Here is a 25,348-nt window from a genome sequence, read left to right on the forward strand (position 1 = left end):
TTGACTTTTTTTGTATTTGTGATATAATGATTTTATATTCATAGAAAGAGCACCCTTAGCTCAACTGGATAGAGTACCTGACTACGAATCAGGCGGTTAGAGGTTCGACTCCTCTAGGGTGCATAGAAAAGAAGTCTCCTAGGACTTCATTTTTTCTATCCATACGGGAAGTAGCTCAGCTTGGTAGAGTACTTGGTTTGGGACCAAGGTGTCGCAGGTTCGAATCCTGTCTTCCCGATACTATGGCGGTGTAGCTCAGCTGGCTAGAGCGTCCGGTTCATACCCGGGAGGTCGGGGGTTCGATCCCCTTCGCCGCTATAATTGATCTTGTTGGACCTTTAGCTCAGCTGGTTAGAGCTCTCGGCTCATAACCGAGTGGTCGTAGGTTCAAGTCCTACAAGGTCCATTTTGTTATATTGTGGAGGATTACCCAAGCCCGGCTGAAGGGAACGGTCTTGAAAACCGTCAGGCGTGTAAAAGCGTGCGTGGGTTCGAATCCCACATCCTCCTTAGTAGGAATAGCGCGGGATGGAGCAGCTAGGTAGCTCGTCGGGCTCATAACCCGAAGGTCGTAGGTTCAAATCCTGCTCCCGCAATAGGTAGGCTCGGTAGCTCAGTTGGTAGAGCAATGGATTGAAGCTCCATGTGTCGGCGGTTCGATTCCGTCTCGCGCCATTTTTGAATAATTAAGCGGGTGTAGTTTAGTGGTAAAACTACAGCCTTCCAAGCTGTTGTCGCGAGTTCGATTCTCGTCACCCGCTTTGAACAGAGATGTTCAACCATACCAAGTTTTTGGACTTGGGCGCGTAGCTCAGGTGGTTAGAGCGCACGCCTGATAAGCGTGAGGTCGGTGGTTCGAGTCCACTCGTGCCCATAATATTTTTGGAGAATTACTCAAGAGGCTGAAGAGGACGGTTTGCTAAATCGTTAGGTCGGGTAACTGGCGCGGGGGTTCGAATCCCCCATTCTCCGTATTGAAGGAGTGTAGCGTTAGCTATCTCCTTTTCTATTACCTGTTGAATCTGGAGTGTCTATTGTGGGAGTAGAGTGAATCGTATGAAAAAATCCAAATTTATTATTATGACTGCTATTTTGATAATCGTAACTTCTGTACTTTTAGTTACTACTCGTTCTTTAGGTGTGGTGAATGCAACTTCTAATGTTGTTTCTATTTTGGATAATATTATTTCAAAACCATTTAATTTTTTGGTGGATGTTAAATCAGATTTGACTGATTTATCACGGACATATAAAGAAAACAAGCAATTAAAAAAAGCTTTATTTAAAGCAGAAGAACAATCTGCTGATTCAGCTTCATTAAAAGATGAAAATGCTCAATTAAGACAACTATTAGAAATGAGAAATCTTTATGAGTCAAAAAAAACGGTTTCATCTGATGTTATCACGCGTATGCCTGTTTCTTGGTTATCTGAATTAACTGTCAATGCTGGTCGTCAAAATGGAATTCAAAATACAATGCTCGCGGTGGCAAACGGTGGCTTGATTGGTAGTGTGAAAGATGTCGCTTCTCATTCTAGCCAAGTAAATCTTTTAACAAATAATAAAAATGTTGATAATATTTCAGTAAGAATTCAAACGGAGACAAGCACAATTTATGGTGTGATTGTTGGCTACAGTAAAGAAAAATCTGCTTTTATTATCAGTCAGTTAAATAGTTCGGATACCATTAAAAAAGGTGAGAAAGTTGTGACCAGTGGTTTAGGAACGTACAACATTCCTAATATTCCGGTTGGAACAGTCCTTTCTGTTACTGAAAAATCGGACCATTTAACAAAAGAAGTCTTTGTAAAACCAAGTGCGGATTTATCAGATATTCGTGTGGTGACATTAGTAGGAAATTGATATGAAATTTTTTAAAAGCTACATTTTACCCTTTTTGGTTTTATTTGTTGTGATGTTAGTAGATGGCCATCTTTCAAATCTTTTAACTAATTTATTTCCAAATAATATCCACTTACTAAGTCATCTTTTGCTTATCTTTATTTTGTATATTTCGATAAATCTTTCAGAAAATACTAATTTTATCATGTTGCTGTTAATTGGTTTATTGTATGATGCGTATTATTTTCATATTATCGGCATTTCGACACTATTGTTGCCTTTAGTGGGGATTGTTATTAGTAAATATAATTCTGTTTTGATGTCTAATCGAGTTAGTCGTTTTTTAACAGTTGCCATTTTAGTATTTTTCTTTGAGGTGGCTACGTTCGCTTTGGCAAATGTTACCCATCTAGCTCAAATGTCTTTTGCAGATTTTGTCGTTTATACAATTGCTCCGACAATGGTCTCAAATTTACTATTCTTTTTGTTGCTTCAACCAATTTTGGAGAAGATATATTTATGATAAGATTTTATGATGAATTGGAAATAGAAATGTAACAAAGGCGTAACATACTCAGCGCCTTTTTTTGTTATACTTATAAATGTCTTATCGAATAGGAGTATAATTGTTTATGAAGAAAAAATTACTTACGTCAATCTTATTAAGTACAATGGTTTTTGCACAGGGAGCATCTCTTGTAAATGTACATGCAGATTCTACTGATGACAAAATCGCTGCACAAGATAGCAAAATTAATAGTTTGAATGATCAACAAAAATCAGCTCAAGCTCAAGTAGATCAAATTCAAGCTCAAGTTTCATCTATTCAATCTCAGCAAGAAAAATTGAAAGCTGAAAACGAAAAACTTCAAGCTGAATCAACAAAATTATCGGCTGAAATCGAAACGTTGTCTAAGAATATTGTAGCGCGTAATGAATCATTGGCTAATCAAGCACGTAGTGCTCAAACGAGCGGTACAGCTACAAGCTATATCAATACAATTGTAAATTCAAAATCGATTACAGAAGCTATTTCACGTGTTTCTGCTATGAGCGAAATTGTTTCAGCAAACAATAAAATGTTGGAACAACAAAAACAAGATAAAAAAGCTATTTCTGAAAAACAAGTAGCAAATAATGAAGCGATAAATACTGTTATCGCAAATCAACAAACACTTGCAAATGATGCAAAAACATTGTCTACTAAGCAAGCTGAACTAAAAGCAGCGCAGTTGAATCTTGCTGCGGAAAAAGCAACTGCTGAAGGTGAAAAGAACTCATTGTTGGCACAAAAAGCAGCGGCACAAAAGGCAGCTGAAGAGGCAGCAGCACAAGAAGCAGCTTATAAAGCACAACAAGCGGCGCAAGAACAAGCTGTAGCTTCTTCTGCTAATACAAGTTTGGCAGCACAAGTACAAGCTGTAAACAACAATAGTGGTGCAGCAGCTACGCCAACTCAAACAAATGTGACGCAACAAGCAGCAACTACTACTACTAGAACTGTGAGCCGTCCTACATATAGTTCATCTGCTTCAACTTATCCAGTTGGTCAATGTACATGGGGAGCAAAAACATTAGCTCCGTGGGCTGGTGATTACTGGGGTAATGGGGCTCAATGGGCAGCAAGTGCGGCTGCAGCTGGTTTCCGTACAGGTTCAACACCTCAAGTAGGTGCGATCATTTCATGGAACGATGGTGGTTATGGACACGTTGCTGTTGTAACAGCTGTTCAATCAGCTACAAGTATTCAAGTATCTGAAGCAAATTATGCAGGTAATCAAGCTATTGGAAATTATCGTGGTTGGTTCAATCCAGCTGCTGCAGGACAAGGTTCATTTACTTACATCTATCCAAATTAATGAATATAAAGATAAAAAGCGCATCTTGCGTTTTTTATTTTTAATTGAAAAATTCACTAAAAAGGGTTACAATGTTAAGTGGAGAAATTTGTAACTGACTTACAAAGAAACGAATATATACTGGAGGAAATCATGTCGTTTTCTGATTTAAAGCTTTTTGCTCTTTCATCTAACCAGGAACTGGCTAAACGTGTTGCTCAAGAGATTGGTATGGAGCTTGGAAAGTCAACTGTGCGTCAATTTTCTGATGGGGAGATTCAAGTAAATATCGAAGAATCTATCCGCGGAAAACATGTTTTTATCTTGCAGTCAACGAGCTCGCCCGTCAATGATAATTTGATGGAAATTTTAATCATGGTGGATGCTTTAAAGCGTGCAAGTGCTGAATCAATCAATGTTGTAATGCCTTATTATGGCTATGCTCGTCAAGACCGAAAGGCACGTGCTCGTGAGCCAATTACTTCAAAATTAGTTGCAAATATGTTGCAAGTGGCTGGTGTTGATCGTTTGCTGACAATTGATTTGCATGCGGCTCAAATTCAAGGATTTTTTGATATTCCAGTAGATCATCTTATGGGGGCTCCTCTCATTGCGGATTATTTTGAACGTCGTGGGATGACAGGTAGCGATTATGTAGTTGTTAGCCCTGACCACGGTGGTGTGACGCGCGCTCGTAAATTAGCTGAATTTTTGAAAACACCGATTGCTATTATTGATAAGCGCCGTAGTGTAGATAAGATGAATACGAGTGAGGTGATGAATATCATCGGTAAAGTAGAAGGCAAAACTTGTATTTTAATTGACGATATGATTGATACAGCTGGGACAATTTGCCATGCTGCTGATGCGCTTGCTGAGGCAGGTGCGGTAGAAGTTTATGCAAGCTGTACTCATCCAGTACTTTCGGGTCCTGCTATGGATAATATTCAGAAATCAGCGATTAAAAAATTGGTCGTGTTAGATACAATTTATTTGCCAGAAGAACGTTTAATTGATAAAATTGAACAAATTTCGATTGCTCATCTTTTGGCAGAGGCGATTGTACGTATCCATGAAAAACGTCCTCTTTCGCCATTATTTGAAACTTTAACGGCTCTTTAATAAGAAATCTAGAAGGGAATCACTCTGATAGCTGGAGTGATTCTTTTGCTTCAATCAGATGATAAGTGATGAATTTTCTCAATATTATGATATTTTTGCTATGACTTAGGTTTTATAGTATAATAGTTCTATCAGATTTTGGAGGTAAGATATGGATTTGGCGAAACGTTTTAACAAAAATTTAGATAAAATTGAAGTTTCTTTGATTCGGCAATTTGATCAATCTATTTCGAACATTCCTGGAGTTCTTCGTTTGACATTAGGAGAGCCTGATTTTACAACTCCAGATCATGTAAAAGAAGCTGCAAAAGCGGCAATTGATGCAAACAAGAGTCATTATACAGGCATGAGTGGGCTGTTAGAATTGCGTCAGGCAGCCAGTGAATTTGTAAAAGAAAAATACAATCTTTCTTATGATCCTGAAACAGAAATTTTAGTGACAATTGGGGCAACTGAAGCTTTGTCTACTACGTTGACGGCTATCTTAGAAGAAGGAGATAAGGTGCTTTTGCCCGCACCTGCTTATCCAGGATATGAGCCGATTGTGAATCTTGTGGGAGCAGAAATTGTCGAGATTGATACCACAGAAAATGACTTTGTTTTAACACCTGATATGTTGGAAAAAGCGATTTTAGAGCAAGGAAATCAGCTTAAAGCAGTGATTTTAAATTATCCAGCTAATCCGACAGGAGTGACTTATTCACGAGAACAAATGGCTGCGTTAGCCGATGTATTGAAAAAGTATGACGTCTTTGTTGTTTGTGATGAAGTGTATTCTGAGTTGACTTATATCGAGCAACCACATGTATCTATTGCAGAATTTTTACCAGAGCAAACGATTGTAATCAATGGTTTGTCTAAATCGCATGCGATGACAGGTTGGCGTCTAGGCTTCACCTTTGCTCCAGCTGCTTTTACGGCTCAATTGATTAAAAGTCACCAATATTTGGTGACAGCCGCAAACACGATGGCTCAATTTGCAGGAGTGGAGGCATTGACAGCGGGTAAAGACGATGCAGAGCCAATGAAAAGGGAATATATTGAGCGTCGCGATTACATTATCGAAAAAATGACGGAGCTGGGTTTTAAGATTATCAAACCAGATGGTGCATTTTACATTTTTGCCAAGATTCCAGCTGGCTACAATCAAGATTCTTTTGCTTTTTTAAAGGATTTTGCACAAAAAAAAGCAGTTGCTTTCATTCCTGGTGCTGCTTTTGGTCAGTATGGGGAAGGTTATGTACGTCTTTCTTATGCGGCCAGCATGGATACGATAAAAGAAGCTATGAAGCGGCTTGAGGAATATATGGAGGAGTATGCTGAAATCCATCACAAGTAAAGGTTTGGTTCTCTATAATCGTAATTTCCGAGAAAATGATAAGCTGGTCAAAATTTTCACAGAGCAGGCTGGTAAGCGAATGTTTTTCGTGAAACATGCTAGAAATTCTAAGTTGAATCCGGTTGTCCAACCATTGGTAGTGGCCGATTTTTTGATGAAAATAAATGATGACGGTTTGAGTTATATCGATGATTATCAAGAGGTTACGACTTTCCAGCATATCAATCATGATTTGTTTACAATGGCTTATGCAACTTATGTGGTAGCTCTGGCAGACGCCAGTATTCAGGATAATGAAATAGATTCGGCTCTCTTTGCTTTTTTGCAAAAAACGTTGGAATTGATGGAGCAGGGCTTGGATTATGAGGTGCTGACCAATATTTTTGAAATTCAAATTTTGTCACGTTTTGGTGTTTCTTTGAATTTCCATGAATGCTGCTTTTGCCACCGAATAGGATTACCGTTTGATTTTTCTTTTACTTATAACGGCGTTTTATGTCCGGAGCATTACGACAAGGACGAGCGACGGAGTCATTTGGATCCCAACATTCCTTATTTATTAGACCAATTTCAAGCGGTTCAATATAGTGAATTGGAGACTATTTCTTTGAATCCTGAGTTAAAACGACAATTACGAAAAGTGATTGATCAAATTTATGAAGAATATGTTGGGATTCATCTAAAGCCCAAAAAATTTATTGATTCTCTGGGAGACTGGGGAGAAATTTTAAAGAACAAGGAGTCGAAATGAAAAAAATAGCAATTGATGCCATGGGTGGCGATTATGCTCCACAATCTGTCGTAGAGGGGGTTAATCGAGCACTGAACGATTTTTCGGATATTGAAGTCATCCTTTATGGAGATGAAGCAAAAATCAAGCAGTATTTAAAGGCAAGTGAGCGAGTTCGCATTGTTCATACGGATGAAAAAATCAACTCGGACGATGAGCCAACTAAAGCAATTCGCAAGAAGAAAAATGCCAGCATGGTGCTAGCGGCAAAAGCAGTAAAGGACGGAGAAGCTGATGCCGTTCTTTCTGCCGGAAATACGGGAGCGCTTCTGGCTGCGGGATTTTTCATTGTTGGCCGTATCAAGAATATTGATCGTCCGGGATTGATGTCTACGTTACCAACGACAGATGGCAAAGGCTTTGATATGTTGGATTTGGGGGCTAATGCGGAAAATACAGCTCATCATTTGCATCAGTATGCTATTTTAGGGTCATTTTATGCTGAAAATGTACGTGGAATCAAACAACCACGCGTAGGGCTTTTAAACAATGGAACAGAAGCGAGCAAGGGTGATCCGCTTCGTAAGGAAGTGTATGATTTGTTAGCAGCGGACTCCTCGCTAAATTTTATTGGAAATGTGGAAGCGCGTGATTTAATGGATCATGTAGCAGATGTTGTGGTAGCGGACGGATTTACAGGTAATGCTGTGTTGAAAGCCATGGAGGGAACAGCCATGGGGATTATGAGCCAGCTTAAAAAATCTATTTTAGATGGTGGCTGGAAAGCAAAACTAGGTGCAATGTTACTGAAAGACAGTCTAAAGTCTTTGAAGAGTAGTTTAAATTATTCTGATGTAGGCGGTGCTGTTTTGTTTGGAGTGAAAGCACCTGTTGTTAAAACACATGGAGCGAGTGATGCAAAAGCGGTTTACAGCACGATTCGTCAAATTCGTACAATGTTGGAAACGGATGTTGTAGGAAAAGCAGTAAATGAATTTTCGGGAGGGGCAGAATGACAGAACAAGAAATTTACGAAAGAATCGTAGAAATTATTCAGGAAAGTCGTGGTGAGGGATTTCAAGTTTCTCAAACACTTAGTTTGAAAGATGACTTACAAGCAGATTCTGTTGATTTGATGGAATTTATTCTAACTGTGGAAGATGAATTTGGTATTGAAATTTCAGACGAAGATATAGATGAGTTGAAGAATGTGAGTGATGTTGTCGCTTGTGTGCAGAAAAATTTGAAGGAAGCATAAAAACGAACTTTTTATTGACTAAATAAAGAAAATATGAGAAAACAGTTGAAACCCCAGCTGTTTTTTTGATGTTTGCGAATATTGTACGGCATTTTCTTGAAAATCCTTTTTGAATATGATAGACTTAAGTCAGAAAAAGGTGAAAGGCGAATATTAAAATGGCGGGTAAATTATTATATTCGGGAAAAGCTAAAGATTTATTTTTAACAGATGATGAAAATCTTATTATTGCACATTACAAAGACCAAGCGACAATGCTTAATGGTGCTCGTAAAGAGACTATTAAAGGTAAAGGCGTTCTTAATAATCAAATCTCATCTTTCATTTTTACGAAATTGAATGAAGCAGGTGTGACAACTCACTTTGTTAAACAATTGTCAGAAACCGAACAATTGAATAAGAAAGTGGATATCATTCCACTTGAAGTTGTTTTGCGTAATGTCACTGCAGGCTCATTCTCAAAACGTTTTGGGGTAGAAGAAGGTATTGAATTAGATACTCCAATCGTTGAATTTTACTACAAAAATGATGATTTGGATGACCCATTTATCAATGATGAGCACGTAAAATTCCTTGCTATTGCAAGTGATGAAGATATTGCTTATATTAAAGCAGAAACACGTCGTATTAATGAACTTTTGAAAGATTGGTTCAGCCAAATTGGTCTTAATTTGATTGATTTCAAATTGGAATTTGGTAAAGACAAAGATGGCAAAATTATTCTTGCGGATGAATTTTCACCAGATAACTGCCGTCTTTGGGATGCTGAAGGTCATCACATGGATAAAGATGTTTTCCGTCGTGATTTAGGTAGTTTGACAGATGTTTACGAAGTTGTCCTTGAAAAACTCAAAGGGCTTAACTAAAAACTGTGATTTCTAATTAAGTAGAAAGAAGAATTCTAAAAAGGGTAAAAAATGAATAAACGAATTTTCGTTGAGAAAAAATCAAATTTTAACATTAAGGCTCAGGCGCTTGTTAAAGAACTCAAACACAATCTTCAATTAACGAGTTTGACCGATTTGCGTATTATTCAAGTGTATGATGTGTTTGGCTTGGCAGATTCGCTTTTTGAGCGTGCTGAAAAGCACATCTTCTCTGAACAGGTAACTGATACTATTTTGGCTGAAAGTGATGTGGTTGCTGAACTTGCTAACTATGCTTTCTTTGCTATCGAATCACTTCCAGGTCAATTTGATCAGCGTGCGGCTTCATCACAAGAAGCATTACTCCTTCTTGGCAGCAGTAATGATGTAACGGTTAATACGGCTCAACTTTATCTTGTTAACAAAGATATTGATACTGCTGAACTTGATGCGGTTAAGAATTATCTTCTTAATCCAGTAGATTCTCGTTTTAAAGATATTACGACAGGAATTGCACCGCAAGCATTTTCAGAGTCGGACAAAACGATTCCAAATCTTGATTTCTTCAAGACTTATACAGCAGCTGAATTTGCTGATTATAAAACTGAGCAAGGTTTGGCAATGGAAGTGGATGATCTTGTTTTTATTCAAGATTATTTTAAATCAATTGGGCGCGTGCCAACGGAAACAGAATTGAAAGTTTTGGATACTTATTGGTCAGACCACTGCCGCCACACAACTTTCGAAACTGAGCTTAAACATATTGATTTCTCAGCGTCTAAATTCCAAAAACAATTACAGGCAACTTATGATAAATATATTGCTATGCGTGATGAACTTGGACGTTCTGAAAAACCACAAACATTGATGGACATGGCGACAATCTTTGGTCGTTATGAACGTGAGAATGGTCGCTTGGACGATATGGAAGTGTCAGACGAAATTAACGCATGTTCTGTTGAAATTGAAGTTGATGTGAACGGTCTTAAAGAACCATGGCTTTTGATGTTCAAGAATGAAACACACAATCACCCAACAGAAATTGAACCATTTGGTGGTGCGGCGACCTGTATCGGTGGTGCAATCCGCGACCCATTGTCAGGACGTTCTTATGTTTATCAAGCAATGCGTATTTCAGGTGCTGGTGATATTACAACACCGATTGCTGAGACGCGTGCCGGCAAATTGCCGCAGCAAGTGATTTCTAAGACAGCGGCACATGGTTATTCTTCATATGGGAATCAAATCGGTCTTGCCACAACTTACGTTAAAGAATACTTCCACCCAGGATTCGTCGCTAAACGTATGGAACTTGGTGCCGTTGTCGGTGCAGCTCCTAAAGGGAATGTTGTTCGTGAAAAACCAGAAGCTGGTGATGTGGTCATCCTTCTTGGTGGGAAAACAGGCCGTGACGGTGTCGGTGGTGCAACTGGTTCATCTAAGGTTCAAACCGTTGAATCTGTTGAAACGGCTGGTGCAGAAGTTCAAAAAGGGAATGCCATTGAAGAACGTAAAATTCAACGTCTTTTCCGCAATGGCAATGTCACTCGTCTCATCAAGAAATCAAATGACTTTGGTGCTGGCGGCGTCTGTGTGGCTATTGGTGAATTGGCTGACGGTCTTGAAATTGATCTGAATAAAGTACCACTTAAATACCAAGGGCTTAACGGAACTGAAATTGCCATTTCTGAATCACAAGAACGGATGGCTGTTGTGGTTCGTCCGAAAGATGTTGATGCTTTTATCACTGAATGTCACAAGGAAAATATTGATGCGGTAGTGGTTGCCACAGTTACGGAAAAACAAAACCTTGTTATGACTTGGAATGGTCAAACAATCGTTGATATTGAACGTCGTTTCCTTGATACAAACGGTGTGCGCGTGGTGGTTGATGCCAATGTCGTTGACAGTCAAGTTGATCTGCCAGAACAACGCACAACATCAGCTGTGACACTTGAAGCTGACACTGTAAATGTCCTTTCAGATCTTAACCATGCTAGTCAAAAAGGTTTGCAAACTATCTTTGATAGTTCTGTTGGTCGTTCAACGGTTAACCATCCGATTGGTGGTCGTTATCAAATCACACCAACAGAAAGTTCAGTTCAAAAACTTCCTGTTCAAAACGGTGTCACAACGACAGCTTCTGTCATGGCACAGGGATTCAATCCTTATATTGCAGAGTGGTCACCTTATCATGGTGCAGCTTACGCTGTTATTGAAGCAACAGCTCGCTTGGTAGCAACAGGTGCTGATTGGTCTCGTGCGCGTTTCTCTTACCAAGAATACTTTGAACGCATGGATAAACAAGCGGATCGCTTTGGTCAGCCAGTAGCTGCTCTGCTTGGTTCGATCGAGGCACAAATCCAACTTGGTTTACCATCAATCGGTGGTAAAGATTCAATGTCTGGTACCTTTGAAGAATTGACAGTACCACCAACATTGGTTGCCTTTGGTGTGACAACAGCTGATAGTCGTAATGTTCTTTCGCCAGAATTTAAAACAGCTGGTGAATACATTTACTACATTCCAGGGCAAGCTATTTCACAAGAGATTGATTTTGACTTGATCAAAGCTAACTTTGCTAAATTTGAAGCGATTCAAAAAGCACACCATATCACATCAGCTTCAGCTGTTAAGTATGGTGGTGTGATTGAAAGTTTGGCACTTTCAGCTTTTGGTAACCATATCGGTGCTAAAGTAGAATTGACAGAGCTTGAGACTAGTTTGACAGCACAACTCGGTGGCTTTATCTTTACATCTACTGAAGAAATTGCTGAAGTTAACAAAATCGGTGAAACTACAGCTGACTTTACACTTACTATCAATGGTGTCAACCTTGCAGGTGATAAACTTTTGTCAGCCTTTGAAAGCAAACTCGAAGATGTTTACCCAACTGAATTTGAACAAAGTACTAAACTTGAAGATGTTCCAGCAGTTGCTTCAGATGCAGTGATCAAAACAAGTAAGAAAGTAGCAGAGCCACTTGTTTACATTCCAGTCTTCCCTGGTACAAATTCAGAATATGATTCAGCAAAAGCCTTTGAACAAGCTGGAGCAAAAGTGAATTTGGTTCCGTTCATAACACTTGATGAGGCAGCCATTGAGACTTCAGTTGACACAATGGTTGACAACATCTGTAAAGCAAATATTATTTTCTTTACAGGAGGTTTCTCGGCTGCTGATGAACCAGACGGTTCGGCTAAATTCATTGTCAACATCTTGTTGAACCAAAAAGTTCGCGCAGCTATTGACAGCTTTATTGAAAAAGGTGGCCTTATCATCGGCATCTGTAATGGATTCCAAGCACTTGTGAAATCAGGCCTGCTTCCATACGGTAACTTTGAAGATGCGACTGAAACAAGCCCGACACTTTTCTACAATGATGCCAACCAACATGTGGCGAAAATGGTTGAGACACGTATTGCCAATACCAATTCACCATGGCTTCTTGGTGTCAAAGTTGGTGATATTCATGCTATTCCAGTATCACATGGTGAAGGGAAATTTGTCGTGACGGAAGAGGAATTTGCAGAACTCCGTGACAACGGACAAATCTTCAGCCAATACGTGGATTTTGATGGCAAACCAAGCATGGATTCTAAATATAATCCAAACGGATCTGTTAATGCGATTGAAGGGATTACCAGCAAGAATGGTCAAATCATTGGTAAAATGGGACATTCAGAACGCTGGGAAGACGGTCTTTTCCAAAATATTCCAGGAAATAAAGACCAACACTTGTTCCGTAGCGCTGTGAAATACTTTACAGGGGAATAATCAAGCACAGCAGTTGATATGCTGTACTGAACACGGCCCCTAAGCAATGTATCAAAAAGAACTTAGAAAAACAGGATTTCTTCTATTTTGATTAGATGCTTAATGGCCTTTGTATCGAGGTAAAAATGACATACGAAGTGAAATCTCTTAATGAAGAATGTGGAGTTTTTGGGATTTGGGGACATCCTCAAGCTGCTCAAGTGACTTATTTTGGACTCCATAGTCTTCAACACCGCGGTCAGGAAGGTGCTGGTATCGTGACAAACGATAAGGGCAAACTTCTTCAGTACCGTAATACAGGTCTACTTTCAGAAGTATTTAAAAATCCTGCCGATTTGGAAAAATTGACCGGGCATGCTGCAATTGGACATGTTCGCTATGCGACAGCAGGCTCAGCTTCTATTAACAACATTCAGCCATTTCTTTACAATTTTACAGATGAACAGTTTGGCCTTTGTCATAATGGAAATCTGACAAATGCTTTGTCGCTGAAAAAAGAACTGGAGGACCAAGGAGCGATTTTTAATGCTTCGTCTGATACTGAAATTCTAATGCATTTGATTCGCCGTAGCCATAATCCTGAATTTATCGGTAAAGTCAAAGAAGCGTTGAACACTGTCAAAGGTGGCTTTGCTTACCTTTTGATGACAGAAGATAAGTTGATTGCTGCGCTTGACCCAAATGGTTTTCGTCCCTTGTCAATTGGGCAAATGGCAAATGGTGCTTGGGTAGTATCAAGTGAAACGTGTGCCTTTGAAGTGGTTGGTGCTAAATGGGTTCGTGATGTAAAACCAGGAGAACTTGTTATCATTGATGACAATGGCATTCAGTATGACACTTACACAAATGATACACAGCTTGCTATCTGTTCAATGGAATACATTTATTTTGCACGTCCTGACAGTGATATTTATGGTGTCAATGTTCACACGGCTCGTAAAAATATGGGGAAACGTTTGGCACAGGAATTTCAACATGAAGCTGATATTGTTGTTGGTGTACCGAATTCATCACTTTCAGCAGCGATGGGATTTGCTGAAGAATCAGGTCTCCCAAATGAAATGGGCTTGGTGAAAAATCAGTACACACAACGTACTTTTATTCAACCAACACAAGAGCTGCGTGAGCAAGGTGTTCGCATGAAGCTCTCAGCCGTATCTGGTGTTGTTAAAGGTAAGCGCGTGGTCATGGTTGATGATTCTATCGTGCGTGGAACTACATCACGCCGTATCGTTCGTTTGCTTCGTGAAGCTGGTGCGACAGAAGTTCATGTGGCAATCGGTAGTCCAGAATTGAAATACCCATGTTTCTACGGTATCGATATTCAAAATCGTCGTGAATTGATTTCAGCTAATCATACCAAAGATGAAGTTTGTGAGATTATCGGTGCTGATAGCTTGACTTACTTGTCAATTGACGGTTTGATTGAATCAATCGGTATTGATACAGATGCGCCAAATGGTGGTTTGTGTGTAGCTTACTTTGACGGTAAGTATCCAACACCACTTTACGATTACGAAGAACCTTACCTCAAGAGCTTAGAAGAAAAAACAAGCTTCTATATTCATGAAGTTAATGAAAATAAATAGAAATGTTTAATAGCTCTGCTATTTCCCAAAAGGAGAAAAATATTATGACAAAAAATGCTTATGCTTCACGTCTTACCACTGACTAAAGGCTAAAGCATTTGTCAGTGGACGCTTTGTCCTATGGGACCAAAGCTAAAGACCCGACTAGTTTTTTCGGTCAAAATGATGGTTTGACTGAAAAAACGTCGCAATCTTCAAAATGGTTTTTTGACAAAAAAAGAGAAGGAAAAATATTATGACAAAAAATGCTTATGCTCAATCTGGTGTTGATGTTGAAGCGGGTTATGAAGTTGTTGCACGGATCAAAAAACACGTTGCGCGCACCGAACGTCTTGGCGTCATGGGCGCTCTTGGCGGTTTTGGTGGGATGTTTGACTTGTCTCAGCTGGACGTGAAAGAACCTGTTTTGATTTCAGGAACTGATGGTGTGGGAACAAAACTCATGCTTGCCATCAAATATGATAAACACGATACAATCGGTCAAGACTGTGTTGCCATGTGTGTCAATGACATCATTGCAGCTGGGGCAGAGCCGCTTTACTTCCTAGATTACATTGCTACGGGTAAAAATGAACCTGCAAAACTTGAACAAGTAGTTGCAGGTGTTGCGGAAGGCTGTGTTCAGTCCAGCGCAGCCCTTATCGGTGGTGAAACAGCTGAAATGCCTGGTATGTACGGCGAAGATGATTATGATTTGGCTGGTTTTGCAGTAGGTGTTGCTGAAAAATCACAAATCATTGACGGTTCAAAAGTTTCTGATGGTGATGTTCTTCTTGGGCTTGCTTCCAGTGGGATTCACTCAAACGGTTACTCACTTGTGCGTCGCGTCTTTGCTGATTATACAGGTGAAGAAGTGCTTCCAGAACTTGAAGGCAAAAAATTAAAAGAAATTCTTCTTGAACCAACACGTATCTACGTTAAAGCGATGCTTCCACTTATCAAAGAAGAATTGGTTAACGGTATTGCTCACATCACTGGTGGTGGTTTCATTGAAAATGTCCCACGGATGTTTGCGGATGATTTAGCTGCTGAAATCGAAGAGGATAAAGTTCCGGTTCTTCCAATTTTCAAAGCTCTTGAAAAATATGGCAGCATCAAACACGAAGAAATGTTTGAAATCTTCAACATGGGTATTGGTCTTATGTTGGCAGTTAGTCCTGATAAGGTTGAGCGCGTGAAAGAATTGCTTGATGAGCCAGTTTACGAACTTGGTCGTATTGTCAAAAAAGCTGATGCAAGTGTGGTGATGAAATAATGAGCAAAAAAATTGCCGTTTTTGCGAGTGGTAACGGGTCCAATTTTCAAGTCATTGCGGAGCAATTTCCGGTTGAATTTGTCTTTTCAGATCATCGAGATGCCTACGTTTTAGAGCGTGCTGAAAAACTTGGTGTGACAGCTCATGCTTTTGAACTCAAAGAGTTTGATAATAAAGTAGCTTACGAAGAAGCTATTGTTACTTTGCTTGAAAAATATGATATTGATGTGGTTTGCCTAGCTGGTTATATGAAGATTGTTGGTCCGACTTTGCTAGCAGCTTACGAAGGTCGTATCATCAATATTCACCCAGCTTATCTGCCAGAATTTCCAGGGGCTCATGGGATTGAAGATGCCTGGAATGCTGGTGTCAGTCAATCCGGTGTGACCGTTCACTGGGTTGACAATGGCGTTGACACCGGAAAAGTGATTAAACAAGTTCGTGTGCCTCGTCTGGCTGATGATACCATTGACAGTTTTGAAGCTCGTATTCATGAAGCAGAGTATAAACTCTATCCAGATGTTTTGGAGAGCTTAGGAGTTAAGAAAAAGTAGTCCGTGTATTTGATAGCGTAGTTAGCTATTAGTATGCTGCCTTATAAGGAGATTATGATGATAAAAAAGATTTTGGTGTTTGTATTAACTTTTATTGTCGTTGCCTTTATAGTAAATGTACTATTTGGTAATCTTGAAAATCCGTTACGCCTTTGCTTGGCTTATTCTATCGGGCTTATTGCCAGTATTGCTATTGAGTGGTTTATATTTTACAAAAAGAAGTAGAAAGTAGGACTGAAATGACAAAACGTGCACTAATCAGTGTTTCAGACAAAGCGGGCATTGTTGAATTTGCTCAAGAATTAAAAAAACTTGGTTGGGATATTATCTCAACTGGCGGAACAAAAGTTACGCTTGATAAAGCAGGCGTTGATACTATCGCCATTGATGATGTAACGGGCTTCCCAGAAATGATGGACGGTCGTGTGAAAACACTTCATCCAAATATTCACGGCGGCCTTTTGGCTCGTCGCGACCTTGACAGCCACCTTCAAGCTGCAAAAGATAACCACATTGAATTGATTGATCTTGTTGTGGTTAACCTTTACCCATTCAAAGAAACAATCTTGAAACCAGAAGTGACTTACGCTGATGCGGTTGAAAATATTGATATCGGTGGTCCTTCAATGCTTCGCTCTGCTGCTAAAAACCATGCTAGTGTTACAGTTGTCGTTGACCCAGCTGATTACGCTGTTGTTTTGGATGAATTGACAGCTAATGGTGAAACAAACTTTGAAACGCGTCAACGTTTGGCAGCTAAGGTCTTCCGTCACACAGCAGCTTACGACGCTTTGATTGCGGAATATTTCACAAAACAAGTCGGAGAAACAAAACCTGAAAAACTCACCCTCACTTATGATTTGAAACAACCCATGCGGTATGGTGAAAACCCTCAACAAGACGCGGATTTCTACCAAAAGGCTTTGCCAACGGACTACTCGATTGCTTCTGCTAAACAATTGAACGGGAAAGAATTGTCCTTTAACAATATTCGTGATGCTGATGCTGCAATCCGCATTATCCGTGATTTCAAAGACCGTCCAACCGTTGTTGCTCTTAAACACATGAACCCGTGTGGTATCGGACAAGCTGATGATATTGAAACAGCTTGGGACTACGCTTATGAATCAGACCCAGTTTCAATCTTTGGTGGTATTGTTGTGCTGAATCGTGAAGTTGACGCCGCAACAGCTAAGAAAATGCACGCTATCTTCCTTGAAATCATCATTGCACCAAGTTATTCAGAAGAAGCCCTTGAAATCTTGACAACTAAGAAGAAAAACTTGCGTATTCTTCAATTGCCATTTGAAGCTCAAGAGACTAGCCAAGTTGAAAAAGAATACACTGGTGTTGTCGGTGGGCTTTTGGTTCAAAACCAAGATGTTATCGAAGAAAATCCAGCTGATTGGAAAGTTGTGACAAAACGTCAACCAAACGACCAAGAAAAAACAGCACTTGAATTTGCTTGGAAAGCTATCAAATACGTGAAATCAAACGGTATCATCGTGACAAATGACCATATGACACTGGGTGTTGGTCCTGGTCAAACAAACCGTGTAGCTTCTGTTCGTATCGCTCTTGACCAAGCCAAAGACCGTCTTGACGGTGCTGTCCTTGCTAGTGATGCTTTCTTTCCATTTGCGGACAATGTTGAAGAAATTGCTGCCGCAGGTGTGAAAGCAATCATCCAACCTGGTGGCTCAGTTCGTGATCAAGAGTCTATCAATATGGCTGACAAATATGGCATTGCTATGGTGTTTACAGGTGTACGGCATTTTAGACATTGAAAATAGTATAAAAACCTTGGATTGATTTTCCAAGGTTTTTAAAGTTGTTCAGAGAGAATTATTTTGGATAAATGTAACTAACTGCTCCTTGCCCAGCTGCATGGGGATTGAACCAGCCGCGGAAGTTGCCAATATACTGTTTCCCAGCGTAGTTGGCTTCTTGAATCTGAATGCTTGTGTTTGAGGCAACGTGAGTAACAACTCCAACGTGACCATAACCACCGTCTGTCCAACAAATAATAGCCCCTACTTGCGGAGTTGTGCCGGTTTTAAAACCAGCTCGTCTGGCACTAGCAGCCCAGTCGCCACCGTTGCCCCAATAGTTGCCAGCCCAAGGCGCAAGAGCTTTGGCGCCCCAAGTGCATTGTCCTTTTGGATAAGTCGTTGCTGCAGCATAATTTGGTTGGAAAGAGACAGCAGGCTTCTCTACCTGATAGCTTGTACCTGTTAGTCCAATCATTTGACCGTTGAGATTGCGGTATACATGTGTATGGAAAAGGCCACTGCCAGTGTGTTTTTGCGTATCAACTGTGAATTTGTAAATTCCATTTCCAGCTTTAGTAGCGGTGTACCACTGAATATCATCTTGGCCGTTGACTTCAGACCAAGTCGGTAGGCTAATCTTGCCATCGCCGTAAGCATCTGTCACTGTCACCTCATAAAGATAAGTTGAGCGTTTAGCGACAGATACTTTGGTTTTAATTTTTTCTGCGGACATAGCAACCGAATCCGTTGCGTAACTATGCTCGCTACCGTCTTTATATTTCACATAAATATGATTGGTGTATGTTCCGGACAAAACTTGATGATTTCGAATATCAAAGGTTGCCGTAAAGGTTCCGTCACCGTTATTAGTGGCTGTATACCACTTGATATTGCTTTGATTGCTTGTGCTCCAAATAGGGACTCGAACGGATTGAATCGGTTTGGACTTTGAAGTTTCACTAACTTTGACGGTATAAGTCCCTTGTTCTTGATTGATATTTTCAACAGAGAAGAATGGTTTTTGCTCTTCTTCAGAAGGCAATTTATCAGCATCAATTTGGGCAGTGATTCCTGCTAGACCAGTAAATTCAGGCTTGACATAGCTTTCTCCATATAGATGAATGTGATAAGCACCGGTATCATAATTGTGTTTTTTGAGTTCAACTCTCACGCCGTAACTGCCGTCAGGATTTTTAGTAGCGGTGTACCACTGAATATCGTCTTGTCCGTTGCGGTCAGACCAAGCCGGAACAGTTAGTTTGTAGATTGTTTCAGGAACATTTTTGATCTGAATATCCATGATACCAGGCTCAGGAAAGCTAGTCTGAATAGTAGGATTTGGTTTTTCAAGGTTAAAAGTGGTGCCATTTAATCCAATCATCTTTCCGTTTTTACTTTCATAAGTATGAACATGGTAAACACCGTAGCCTTTATGATTGGATAAGTCAATTTCTGTTGTGTCTTGCCCTGCTGTATACCACTTGATGTCATCTTGTCCTTTTTCGTCAGACCAAACAGCGTGTAAAATATTGGCATTTGTTTGATCTTTGTTCCGAGTAAAGGATATTTGAGCAGTCTTTCCTAAAACGGTTGTAGAAACCGTGCCGCTAGCTGGTTTTTCCACTTTGAAAGTCGTTCCATTTAACCCAACCATTTTTCCATTGATATTGATATAGGTGTGGACGTGAAAGGTTCCATAACCAGTGTGCTGACGCAAATCAACAGCTGTAGTTGGTGTTTGGGGCGCGGAATACCACTTAATGTCATCTTGCCCATTTTCATCAGACCAAACAGCATGGTAAATGGTGTAAGGAACTTGCGTTTGTGAACGTGTATAGTTAATAGAAGCTGTATTTCCAGAAACATTTACAGTAATATCGCTAGCAAGAGTTGCCGGATTTGAGCTTTTTTGAGTACTATTTGCTTCCGAGGCTTGAGCTGTTAGTTGAGCTGAAAAAACGCTCAACACAGCGCTGGATAGTAAAAATAATTGATTGTATTTTTTCATAAATCTCCTTTGAATAAATAATTTGGATAGTTCCATTTAGATTATTCGGGAAAAGATGAGAAAAATGGTAAGTTGGATTGAAAAATTAGAAAATGATAATGGGATTTTCGTTATTATCAAAAAGTTCAACTAAACAATGTAATTAGTATCATTTATCAGCAGAGATCATTTTTTAACTATATAGACTGATAATTAAGAAATATCGTATCTTAAACAAAGTCATGAAGTTAAATCTATTAATCTTAAAATTGATTTTCAAGATATAAGGGGAAGATTTGGTATAATAAATGTAAAAAATTCAAGGAGCATGTATGAGAAATAAAATTGGTAGGAATGAGAAATGTCCGTGTGGAAGTGGAAAAAAATATAAAAATGTTGCTTGAAAAAATTATCTCAAGAATTGTATTTTGAAAAAATGTATAAGTTGATTGGAGAGTCACGGAATGAGGCGCGCATCAAACAGTGTCTACATCCTAATGTGGAAGAATGTGATGAAAAAATTATAAAGGCACATTCAATCCAAAATAATCGAATATTAAAAAAAATTTCTACTAATGGTGAAGTTTGTATGCCGTTGTCGAAAAATAATTTACCATTTGTAACAATTGATAGATATGGTAGAAAAGTTGCTAGTGTGTTTACTGGATTTTGTAAAAAACATGATAAAATCCTCTTTCAACCAATTGAAGATAGAGAATTTACTAAAACAGAAGAACAAATTTTTTTGTATACCTACAGAACATTTGCCTATGAGTATCATAGAAAGTTAGAAGCTAATAACTTTTTGGAGATAATGGCTCAAAAGACTGTTAATAATCATGATAATCAATTAGGTTTTGAACTGGCAATTAAGGATTTTTTGCTAGAGAAAAAGGAATTTGATAACTCAATTCAAAGTAAATACTTTGATACCCTTATCAATAGAGTATGGGAATTTGAAAACGAAATAAAATTTGCGGGAAGTTGTTTTTATTCTCCAGAAAAAGATTTTGAAGGAAAAAGAATCCAGAGTATAGAGAATGTTGATGTACCACTAAGTCACGTTTTCTTAACAGTCTTTCCACAAGAAGGAAAGACGTACGCTATAATATCATGGTTTAAAAAGGATGAAATATTGTTTAAATCATATGGTTGTTTTTTGGATAAATTGAATAATAATGAGAGGAAGAACTTTGTATCAAATGAGTTACTACGTTCAGGAGAAAATATAGCAATAAATCCTGAATCATGGGAGAATCTTTCTAGGGAAAAGAAAGAAATTTTTCTACAACAACTTGACCCTTTTTTAGAAACATTAATTGGTGGGAGTGATCCAAGAGAAAATATTGGGATAAGTCTATTTGATTTGTAATTAGCTATTGTTATTATGAATAATATGTACTAAATAATTATTAATGGGAGTAAAAATGACAATACTTGATGAAATATAGGGTTACGGAATGATGTTCAAATTTCATGAACATGGGCTTTTATTTTTACTACGAATTGTATACGAATTTTCGTTAGACGAAGTACAAAAATTCGCATACAATCCACATTTACCGAACGAATATGTTATAATGGTTTTATATAATTCGTAAAAATATTCTGTTTTTACGAAAATAGCTGGTTTTTGGGCATTTGTCCATGGAATTGCTTTATATTGAGGTATCTTAGCTATGAAACTTTTAGTTGTTGGTTCGGGTGGTCGCGAGCATGCGATTGCTAAGAAATTGTTGGAGTCACCGCAGGTGGAGCAGGTCTTTGTGGCTCCCGGAAATGACGGGATGACTTTCGATGGTCTTAAGTTGGTTCCGATTGGGATTTCTGAGCATGCAGCGCTGATTGACTTTGCGAAAGCAAATGATGTTGCTTGGACTTTCATTGGTCCTGATGATGCTTTAGCTGCAGGTATCGTTGATGATTTTGAAGCCGCCGGTCTCAAGGCTTTTGGTCCGACTCGGCTAGCTGCTGAGCTGGAATGGTCCAAGGATTTTGCCAAATCAATCATGAAAAAATACGGTGTGCCGACAGCACGCTACGAAACTTTCTCAGACTTTGAAAAAGCTAAATCCTATATCGAAAAAGAGGGCGCTCCAATTGTGGTGAAGGCGGACGGCTTGGCTTTGGGTAAAGGCGTGGTAGTCGCTGAAACGGTGGAAGAAGCGGTCGAAGCAGCGCACGAAATGTTGCTGGACAATAAATTCGGCGATTCTGGTGCGCGTGTAGTTATTGAAGAATTTCTTGAAGGAGAAGAGTTTTCTCTTTTTGCCTTTGTTAATGGTGATAAGTTTTACATCATGCCAACAGCTCAGGACCACAAACGTGCTTATGACGATGACAAGGGGCCAAACACAGGCGGTATGGGTGCTTATGCGCCCGTGCCACATCTGCCAGCAAGCGTGGTTGAAACTGCGGTTGAAACCATTGTCAAGCCAGTGCTGGAGGGAATGATTAAAGAGGGGCGACCTTATATTGGTGTTCTTTATGCTGGTTTGATTCTGACTGCGGACGGTCCCAAGGTCATTGAGTTCAATGCTCGCTTTGGTGATCCAGAGACGCAGGTCATTCTGCCGCGCCTAACCTCTGATTTTGCGCAAAACATCGCGGACATTTTGGAGGGCAAGGAGCCAGATATGACTTGGGCGGACAGCGGTGTGACCTTGGGCGTTGTGGTGGCTTCTGAAGGTTATCCACTTGACTACGAAAAAGGTGTGGTTCTGCCAGAAAAGACCGACGGTGATATCATCACCTACTATGCAGGCGCTAAGTTTGGTGAAAATGGCAAAGCACTGCTATCCAATGGTGGCCGAGTCTATATGTTAGTCACCACATCTGACAGCGTTTCAGCTGCGCAGGAAAAAATTTACACCCAACTCGACAAACAAGACACGACTGGACTGTTCTACAGAACTGATATTGGGAGCAAGGCTCTTGAAAAATAAAAAATGTATACTAGTTAGTGCCTGTTTGCTTGGAGAAAATTGCAAGTACAATGGAGGCAATAATTATAATCAAGCTGTTATTGACTTTGTTGCGGATAAAGATGTCTTAGCAGTGTGCCCAGAAGTTGCGGGCGGTTTACCAGTTCCAAGAGAGCCAGTAGAGATTTTAAAAGGGCGGCCATGTGATGTCAATGGGAATTTTTATGATAAAGAATTTCAAGTAGGAATTGATCGCACATTGTCTAGCTTAGCTGAAAAAAACATTGACTTTGCTATTCTTCAGTCCCGAAGTCCCTCTTGCGGTGTCAATCAGATTTACGATGGTCGTTTTACTGGTCGAAAAATAGAGGGCAGTGGCCTTTTTGCGCAAGCATTAAAGAAACGAGGCTACAGAGTTGTTGATGCTGAAGATATAATTAAATAAAGTATAGCGCTAGCTCAAGCGACCAAAGGTCGTTATGAAACTATGTCTGTTATCACTGTGGTATTTTAGGAAAATTTATAGCTCAAAGGTCTACAAACCTAGTCAAGAAGATTTTTTAGATGTGATACTAGCTTTTCCTTGTCTTTTAAGAAAAGATGAGAAGAAAAGCGTAACACCTCACGCAAGAAAGCTCACAACAATCCTACAGCCTAAGGCAGGCTTGAAAAAAAGGAGAAATTATGCAACCAATTATTTCTATTATCATGGGTTCCAAATCCGACTGGGAAACGATGAAAAAGGCAGCCCAAGTTCTTGAGGACTTCGGTGTTGCTTATGAAAAAAAGGTGGTCTCTGCCCACCGAACACCAGACCTTATGTTCCGATATGCTGAGGAAGCACGCGTACATGGCATTAAGGTTATCATTGCAGGTGCTGGCGGGGCGGCTCACCTGCCTGGTATGGTAGCGGCTAAAACAACGTTGCCGGTTATCGGTGTGCCTGTCAAATCTCGTGCTTTGAGCGGAGTGGACTCGCTTTACTCTATTGTGCAGATGCCTGGCGGTGTGCCTGTGGCAACGATGGCTATCGGCGAAGCGGGTGCGACCAATGCAGCCCTCTTTGCTTTGCGCTTGCTGTCTGTTGAAGATGCTAAAATCGCTCAAGCACTGGCTGACTTTACAGAAAAACAAGGAAAGATTGCTGAGGAGTCTAGCAATGAACTCAACTAAAACAATTGGAATTATCGGTGGTGGTCAATTAGGACAAATGATGGCGATTGCTGCAATCTACCGTGGGCATAAGGTCATTACGCTAGATCCAGCTGCTAATTGTCCAGCTGCTCGTGTCAGTGAGGTTATCGTTGCTCCTTATGATGATGTGGCGGCTCTTCGTCAATTGGCTGAGCGCTGTGATGTCCTGACTTATGAATTTGAAAATGTGGACGCAGACAGTCTGGATGCGGTCGCGGATTTGGCAGATTTGCCGCAAGGAACGAGGTTGCTACGTATCTCTCAAAACCGAGTACATGAGAAAGAGTTTCTTTCAAGTACAGGCGTGGATTTGGCTCCTTATCAAATTATCCGCTCATCAGCAGACTTGGAAAATTATGATTTCTCTGTCAAGCGTGTACTAAAAACAGCAACGGGCGGCTACGACGGTCACGGTCAGGTGGTCATTAGAGACGAGGAGAGTTTAGCAACAGCGCGTGATTTGGCAGACAAGACTCTTTGTGTGCTGGAGGATTTCGTGCCCTTCACCATGGAAATATCGGTCATTGTGTCAGGGAATGGCAAGGATGTGACAGTCTTCCCAGTTCAGGAAAATATCCACCGCAACAATATCCTGTCTAAGACCATTGTTCCAGCTCGCATTTCTGAAAGTTTAGCTGCCAAAGCCAAAGATATGGCAGTGCGAATCGCTGAACAGCTGAACTTGTCTGGAACCCTTTGCGTGGAAATGTTTGCGACAGCTGACGACATCATCGTCAACGAAATTGCCCCACGTCCGCACAACTCAGGCCACTATTCAATCGAAGCCTGTGATTTCTCACAGTTTGATACCCATATCCTGGGGATTTTAGGTCAGCCTCTGCCAGAAGTGACCCTTCATGCCCCAGCCGTCATGCTCAATGTTCTTGGTCAGCACATGGAAAAAGCTGCACAGTACGTCGCAGAACACCCTAGCGCCCACCTTCATCTCTATGGTAAAGAAGAAGCCAAACACAACCGCAAGATGGGGCATGTGACGGTGTTTAGTGAAGAGTCAGATGAGGTGAGAGAACTAGGTGAGGGAATAGATTTTTAAAGGAGTTTGTTATGATTCAAATCATTGTTCATGCCTTTATTGAAAATGGAGAAGCAGGAATCGTCGAAGTGCTCTTTGCCAGCACCAACCACGAAAAAGTGCAGTCCAAATATGAGGAACTGACAGCCCAATACCCAGACCACTATCTAGCTGTCTATGACCTGCCGCTGGATACCGACTTGAACACCCTAGCACACTATCCGTCGGTAGCGATAGGGAAAGAGGAGTTTGAGTGAAGGATTTAAGT

23 protein-coding genes and 10 tRNA genes are annotated in these 25,348 nt (G+C 40.1%); 32 read left to right on the forward strand and 1 reads right to left on the reverse strand.

All coding sequences use genetic code 11. The features are described from left to right. The first annotated feature begins 49 nt into the window (after positions 1-49). The 25 genes from EHW89_RS00145 (at position 50) to purH (ending at position 17,957) form a co-directional block, all read left to right on the forward strand. Positions 50-123, forward strand: a tRNA-Arg gene (locus tag EHW89_RS00145). A 41-nt stretch (positions 124-164) separates the two neighbouring features. Beyond that, positions 165-238: transfer RNA gene (locus EHW89_RS00150), tRNA-Pro, on the forward strand. Between the two features lie 6 nt (positions 239-244). After that, positions 245-318 (forward strand) — tRNA-Met (locus EHW89_RS00155). Between the two features lie 14 nt (positions 319-332). Further along, positions 333-406, forward strand: a tRNA-Ile gene (locus EHW89_RS00160). 14 nt (positions 407-420) lie between these two features. Then, positions 421-510 (forward strand) — tRNA-Ser (locus EHW89_RS00165). A gap of 12 nt (positions 511-522) precedes the next feature. Beyond that, positions 523-596 (forward strand) — tRNA-Met (locus EHW89_RS00170). 6 nt (positions 597-602) lie between these two features. Then, positions 603-675 (forward strand) — tRNA-Phe (locus EHW89_RS00175). 15 nt (positions 676-690) lie between these two features. Beyond that, a tRNA-Gly gene (locus EHW89_RS00180) sits at positions 691-761 on the forward strand. Between the two features lie 39 nt (positions 762-800). Further along, positions 801-874 (forward strand) — tRNA-Ile (locus tag EHW89_RS00185). A gap of 10 nt (positions 875-884) precedes the next feature. Beyond that, positions 885-972, forward strand: a tRNA-Ser gene (locus EHW89_RS00190). 84 nt (positions 973-1,056) lie between these two features. After that, entirely contained in the window at positions 1,057-1,863 is an 807-nt protein-coding gene (gene mreC / locus EHW89_RS00195; RefSeq protein WP_126466342.1) for a rod shape-determining protein MreC, read from the forward strand. A 1-nt stretch (position 1,864) separates the two neighbouring features. Beyond that, positions 1,865-2,365, forward strand: a complete 501-nt coding sequence (gene mreD, locus EHW89_RS00200) for a rod shape-determining protein MreD (protein WP_117645114.1) — start codon at positions 1,865-1,867, stop codon at positions 2,363-2,365. 109 nt (positions 2,366-2,474) lie between these two features. After that, entirely contained in the window at positions 2,475-3,701 is a 1,227-nt protein-coding gene (pcsB, locus tag EHW89_RS00205) for a peptidoglycan hydrolase PcsB (RefSeq protein ID WP_126466343.1), read from the forward strand. Positions 3,702-3,833: 132 nt separating this feature from the next. Further along, the gene (locus EHW89_RS00210; protein ID WP_003027164.1) at positions 3,834-4,802 is read left to right on the forward strand and encodes a ribose-phosphate diphosphokinase; all 969 of its coding nucleotides are present in this window, start codon (positions 3,834-3,836) and stop codon (positions 4,800-4,802) included. 151 nt (positions 4,803-4,953) lie between these two features. Continuing rightward, a complete protein-coding gene (locus EHW89_RS00215) occupies positions 4,954-6,141 on the forward strand; it encodes a pyridoxal phosphate-dependent aminotransferase (RefSeq protein WP_126466344.1) in 1,188 nt (395 codons plus the stop codon). Continuing rightward, a complete protein-coding gene (gene recO / locus EHW89_RS00220) occupies positions 6,119-6,892 on the forward strand; it encodes a DNA repair protein RecO (RefSeq protein WP_126466345.1) in 774 nt (257 codons plus the stop codon). The genes EHW89_RS00215 and recO overlap by 23 nt, the downstream gene beginning before the upstream one ends. Further along, positions 6,889-7,887 (forward strand): phosphate acyltransferase PlsX, encoded by a 999-nt coding sequence (plsX, locus tag EHW89_RS00225; RefSeq protein WP_126466346.1) that lies wholly within the window; start codon positions 6,889-6,891, stop codon positions 7,885-7,887. The genes recO and plsX overlap by 4 nt, the downstream gene beginning before the upstream one ends. Continuing rightward, entirely contained in the window at positions 7,884-8,129 is a 246-nt protein-coding gene (locus EHW89_RS00230) for an acyl carrier protein (protein ID WP_025271538.1), read from the forward strand. Before plsX ends, EHW89_RS00230 begins: the two co-directional genes overlap by 4 nt. Before the next feature lie 158 nt (positions 8,130-8,287). After that, positions 8,288-8,995: a phosphoribosylaminoimidazolesuccinocarboxamide synthase gene (purC, locus tag EHW89_RS00235; RefSeq protein WP_126466347.1), complete on the forward strand. Its 708-nt coding sequence runs from the start codon at positions 8,288-8,290 to the stop codon at positions 8,993-8,995. A 51-nt stretch (positions 8,996-9,046) separates the two neighbouring features. Next, complete coding sequence (locus EHW89_RS00240) at positions 9,047-12,772, forward strand: phosphoribosylformylglycinamidine synthase (RefSeq protein ID WP_126466348.1); 3,726 nt, start codon at positions 9,047-9,049, stop codon at positions 12,770-12,772. Positions 12,773-12,897: 125 nt separating this feature from the next. Further along, positions 12,898-14,361 carry an amidophosphoribosyltransferase gene (gene purF, locus EHW89_RS00245; protein WP_126466349.1) on the forward strand — a complete coding sequence of 488 codons (1,464 nt, stop codon included), beginning with the start codon at positions 12,898-12,900 and terminating at the stop codon, positions 14,359-14,361. Between the two features lie 232 nt (positions 14,362-14,593). Next, positions 14,594-15,616 (forward strand): phosphoribosylformylglycinamidine cyclo-ligase, encoded by a 1,023-nt coding sequence (gene purM / locus EHW89_RS00250; protein ID WP_193552985.1) that lies wholly within the window; start codon positions 14,594-14,596, stop codon positions 15,614-15,616. After that, positions 15,616-16,170 carry a phosphoribosylglycinamide formyltransferase gene (gene purN / locus EHW89_RS00255; protein WP_126466351.1) on the forward strand — a complete coding sequence of 185 codons (555 nt, stop codon included), beginning with the start codon at positions 15,616-15,618 and terminating at the stop codon, positions 16,168-16,170. The genes purM and purN overlap by 1 nt, the downstream gene beginning before the upstream one ends. Positions 16,171-16,227: 57 nt before the next feature. Next, positions 16,228-16,395 carry a hypothetical protein gene (locus tag EHW89_RS00260; RefSeq protein ID WP_003036929.1) on the forward strand — a complete coding sequence of 56 codons (168 nt, stop codon included), beginning with the start codon at positions 16,228-16,230 and terminating at the stop codon, positions 16,393-16,395. A gap of 14 nt (positions 16,396-16,409) precedes the next feature. Beyond that, positions 16,410-17,957, forward strand: coding sequence for a bifunctional phosphoribosylaminoimidazolecarboxamide formyltransferase/IMP cyclohydrolase (purH, locus tag EHW89_RS00265; RefSeq protein ID WP_126466352.1), 1,548 nt, complete (start codon positions 16,410-16,412; stop codon positions 17,955-17,957). Between the two features lie 58 nt (positions 17,958-18,015). On the opposite strand, the gene EHW89_RS00270 is transcribed toward purH, so the two are convergent. Next, positions 18,016-19,950, reverse strand: a complete 1,935-nt coding sequence (locus tag EHW89_RS00270) for a GBS Bsp-like repeat-containing protein (protein WP_126466353.1) — start codon at positions 19,948-19,950, stop codon at positions 18,016-18,018. A 311-nt stretch (positions 19,951-20,261) separates the two neighbouring features. On the opposite strand from EHW89_RS00270, the gene EHW89_RS09455 reads away from it, so the two are divergent. The 7 genes from EHW89_RS09455 (at position 20,262) to EHW89_RS00300 (ending at position 25,337) form a co-directional block, all read left to right on the forward strand. Then, a complete protein-coding gene (locus EHW89_RS09455; protein WP_226997588.1) occupies positions 20,262-20,333 on the forward strand; it encodes an SEC-C metal-binding domain-containing protein in 72 nt (23 codons plus the stop codon). Then, positions 20,330-21,301, forward strand: a complete 972-nt coding sequence (locus EHW89_RS00275) for a hypothetical protein (protein ID WP_162614532.1) — start codon at positions 20,330-20,332, stop codon at positions 21,299-21,301. Before EHW89_RS09455 ends, EHW89_RS00275 begins: the two co-directional genes overlap by 4 nt. 307 nt (positions 21,302-21,608) lie before the next feature. Further along, positions 21,609-22,874 carry a phosphoribosylamine--glycine ligase gene (gene purD, locus EHW89_RS00280; RefSeq protein ID WP_126466354.1) on the forward strand — a complete coding sequence of 422 codons (1,266 nt, stop codon included), beginning with the start codon at positions 21,609-21,611 and terminating at the stop codon, positions 22,872-22,874. Beyond that, the gene (locus tag EHW89_RS00285) at positions 22,864-23,298 is read left to right on the forward strand and encodes a DUF523 domain-containing protein (protein WP_126466355.1); all 435 of its coding nucleotides are present in this window, start codon (positions 22,864-22,866) and stop codon (positions 23,296-23,298) included. Before purD ends, EHW89_RS00285 begins: the two co-directional genes overlap by 11 nt. A gap of 239 nt (positions 23,299-23,537) precedes the next feature. Next, positions 23,538-24,026, forward strand: a complete 489-nt coding sequence (gene purE / locus EHW89_RS00290) for a 5-(carboxyamino)imidazole ribonucleotide mutase (protein ID WP_126466356.1) — start codon at positions 23,538-23,540, stop codon at positions 24,024-24,026. Further along, positions 24,013-25,101 (forward strand): 5-(carboxyamino)imidazole ribonucleotide synthase, encoded by a 1,089-nt coding sequence (purK, locus tag EHW89_RS00295; protein ID WP_126466357.1) that lies wholly within the window; start codon positions 24,013-24,015, stop codon positions 25,099-25,101. The genes purE and purK overlap by 14 nt, the downstream gene beginning before the upstream one ends. A gap of 11 nt (positions 25,102-25,112) precedes the next feature. Then, positions 25,113-25,337, forward strand: a complete 225-nt coding sequence (locus tag EHW89_RS00300; RefSeq protein ID WP_126466358.1) for a phosphoribosylaminoimidazole carboxylase — start codon at positions 25,113-25,115, stop codon at positions 25,335-25,337. Positions 25,338-25,348 lie beyond the last annotated feature (11 nt).

Origin of the sequence: Streptococcus periodonticum (assembly GCF_003963555.1) — a bacterium.
Lineage (GTDB): Bacteria > Bacillota > Bacilli > Lactobacillales > Streptococcaceae > Streptococcus > Streptococcus anginosus.

Excerpts from the sequence above, each read along its gene's own strand:
- mreC (WP_126466342.1), top strand. The coding sequence starts at position 1,057 with ATGAAAAAATCCAAATTTATTATTATGACTGCTATTTTGATAATCGTA.
- mreD (WP_117645114.1), top strand. The coding sequence starts at position 1,865 with ATGAAATTTTTTAAAAGCTACATTTTACCCTTTTTGGTTTTATTTGTT.
- pcsB (WP_126466343.1), top strand. The coding sequence starts at position 2,475 with ATGAAGAAAAAATTACTTACGTCAATCTTATTAAGTACAATGGTTTTT.
- EHW89_RS00210 (WP_003027164.1), top strand. The coding sequence starts at position 3,834 with ATGTCGTTTTCTGATTTAAAGCTTTTTGCTCTTTCATCTAACCAGGAA.
- EHW89_RS00215 (WP_126466344.1), top strand. The coding sequence starts at position 4,954 with ATGGATTTGGCGAAACGTTTTAACAAAAATTTAGATAAAATTGAAGTT.
- recO (WP_126466345.1), top strand. The coding sequence starts at position 6,119 with ATGCTGAAATCCATCACAAGTAAAGGTTTGGTTCTCTATAATCGTAAT.
- plsX (WP_126466346.1), top strand. The coding sequence starts at position 6,889 with ATGAAAAAAATAGCAATTGATGCCATGGGTGGCGATTATGCTCCACAA.
- EHW89_RS00230 (WP_025271538.1), top strand. The coding sequence starts at position 7,884 with ATGACAGAACAAGAAATTTACGAAAGAATCGTAGAAATTATTCAGGAA.
- purC (WP_126466347.1), top strand. The coding sequence starts at position 8,288 with ATGGCGGGTAAATTATTATATTCGGGAAAAGCTAAAGATTTATTTTTA.
- EHW89_RS00240 (WP_126466348.1), top strand. The coding sequence starts at position 9,047 with ATGAATAAACGAATTTTCGTTGAGAAAAAATCAAATTTTAACATTAAG.
- purF (WP_126466349.1), top strand. The coding sequence starts at position 12,898 with ATGACATACGAAGTGAAATCTCTTAATGAAGAATGTGGAGTTTTTGGG.
- purN (WP_126466351.1), top strand. The coding sequence starts at position 15,616 with ATGAGCAAAAAAATTGCCGTTTTTGCGAGTGGTAACGGGTCCAATTTT.
- EHW89_RS00260 (WP_003036929.1), top strand. The coding sequence starts at position 16,228 with ATGATAAAAAAGATTTTGGTGTTTGTATTAACTTTTATTGTCGTTGCC.
- purH (WP_126466352.1), top strand. The coding sequence starts at position 16,410 with ATGACAAAACGTGCACTAATCAGTGTTTCAGACAAAGCGGGCATTGTT.
- EHW89_RS00270 (WP_126466353.1), bottom strand. The coding sequence starts at position 19,950 with ATGAAAAAATACAATCAATTATTTTTACTATCCAGCGCTGTGTTGAGC.
- purD (WP_126466354.1), top strand. The coding sequence starts at position 21,609 with ATGAAACTTTTAGTTGTTGGTTCGGGTGGTCGCGAGCATGCGATTGCT.
- purE (WP_126466356.1), top strand. The coding sequence starts at position 23,538 with ATGCAACCAATTATTTCTATTATCATGGGTTCCAAATCCGACTGGGAA.
- purK (WP_126466357.1), top strand. The coding sequence starts at position 24,013 with ATGAACTCAACTAAAACAATTGGAATTATCGGTGGTGGTCAATTAGGA.
- EHW89_RS00300 (WP_126466358.1), top strand. The coding sequence starts at position 25,113 with ATGATTCAAATCATTGTTCATGCCTTTATTGAAAATGGAGAAGCAGGA.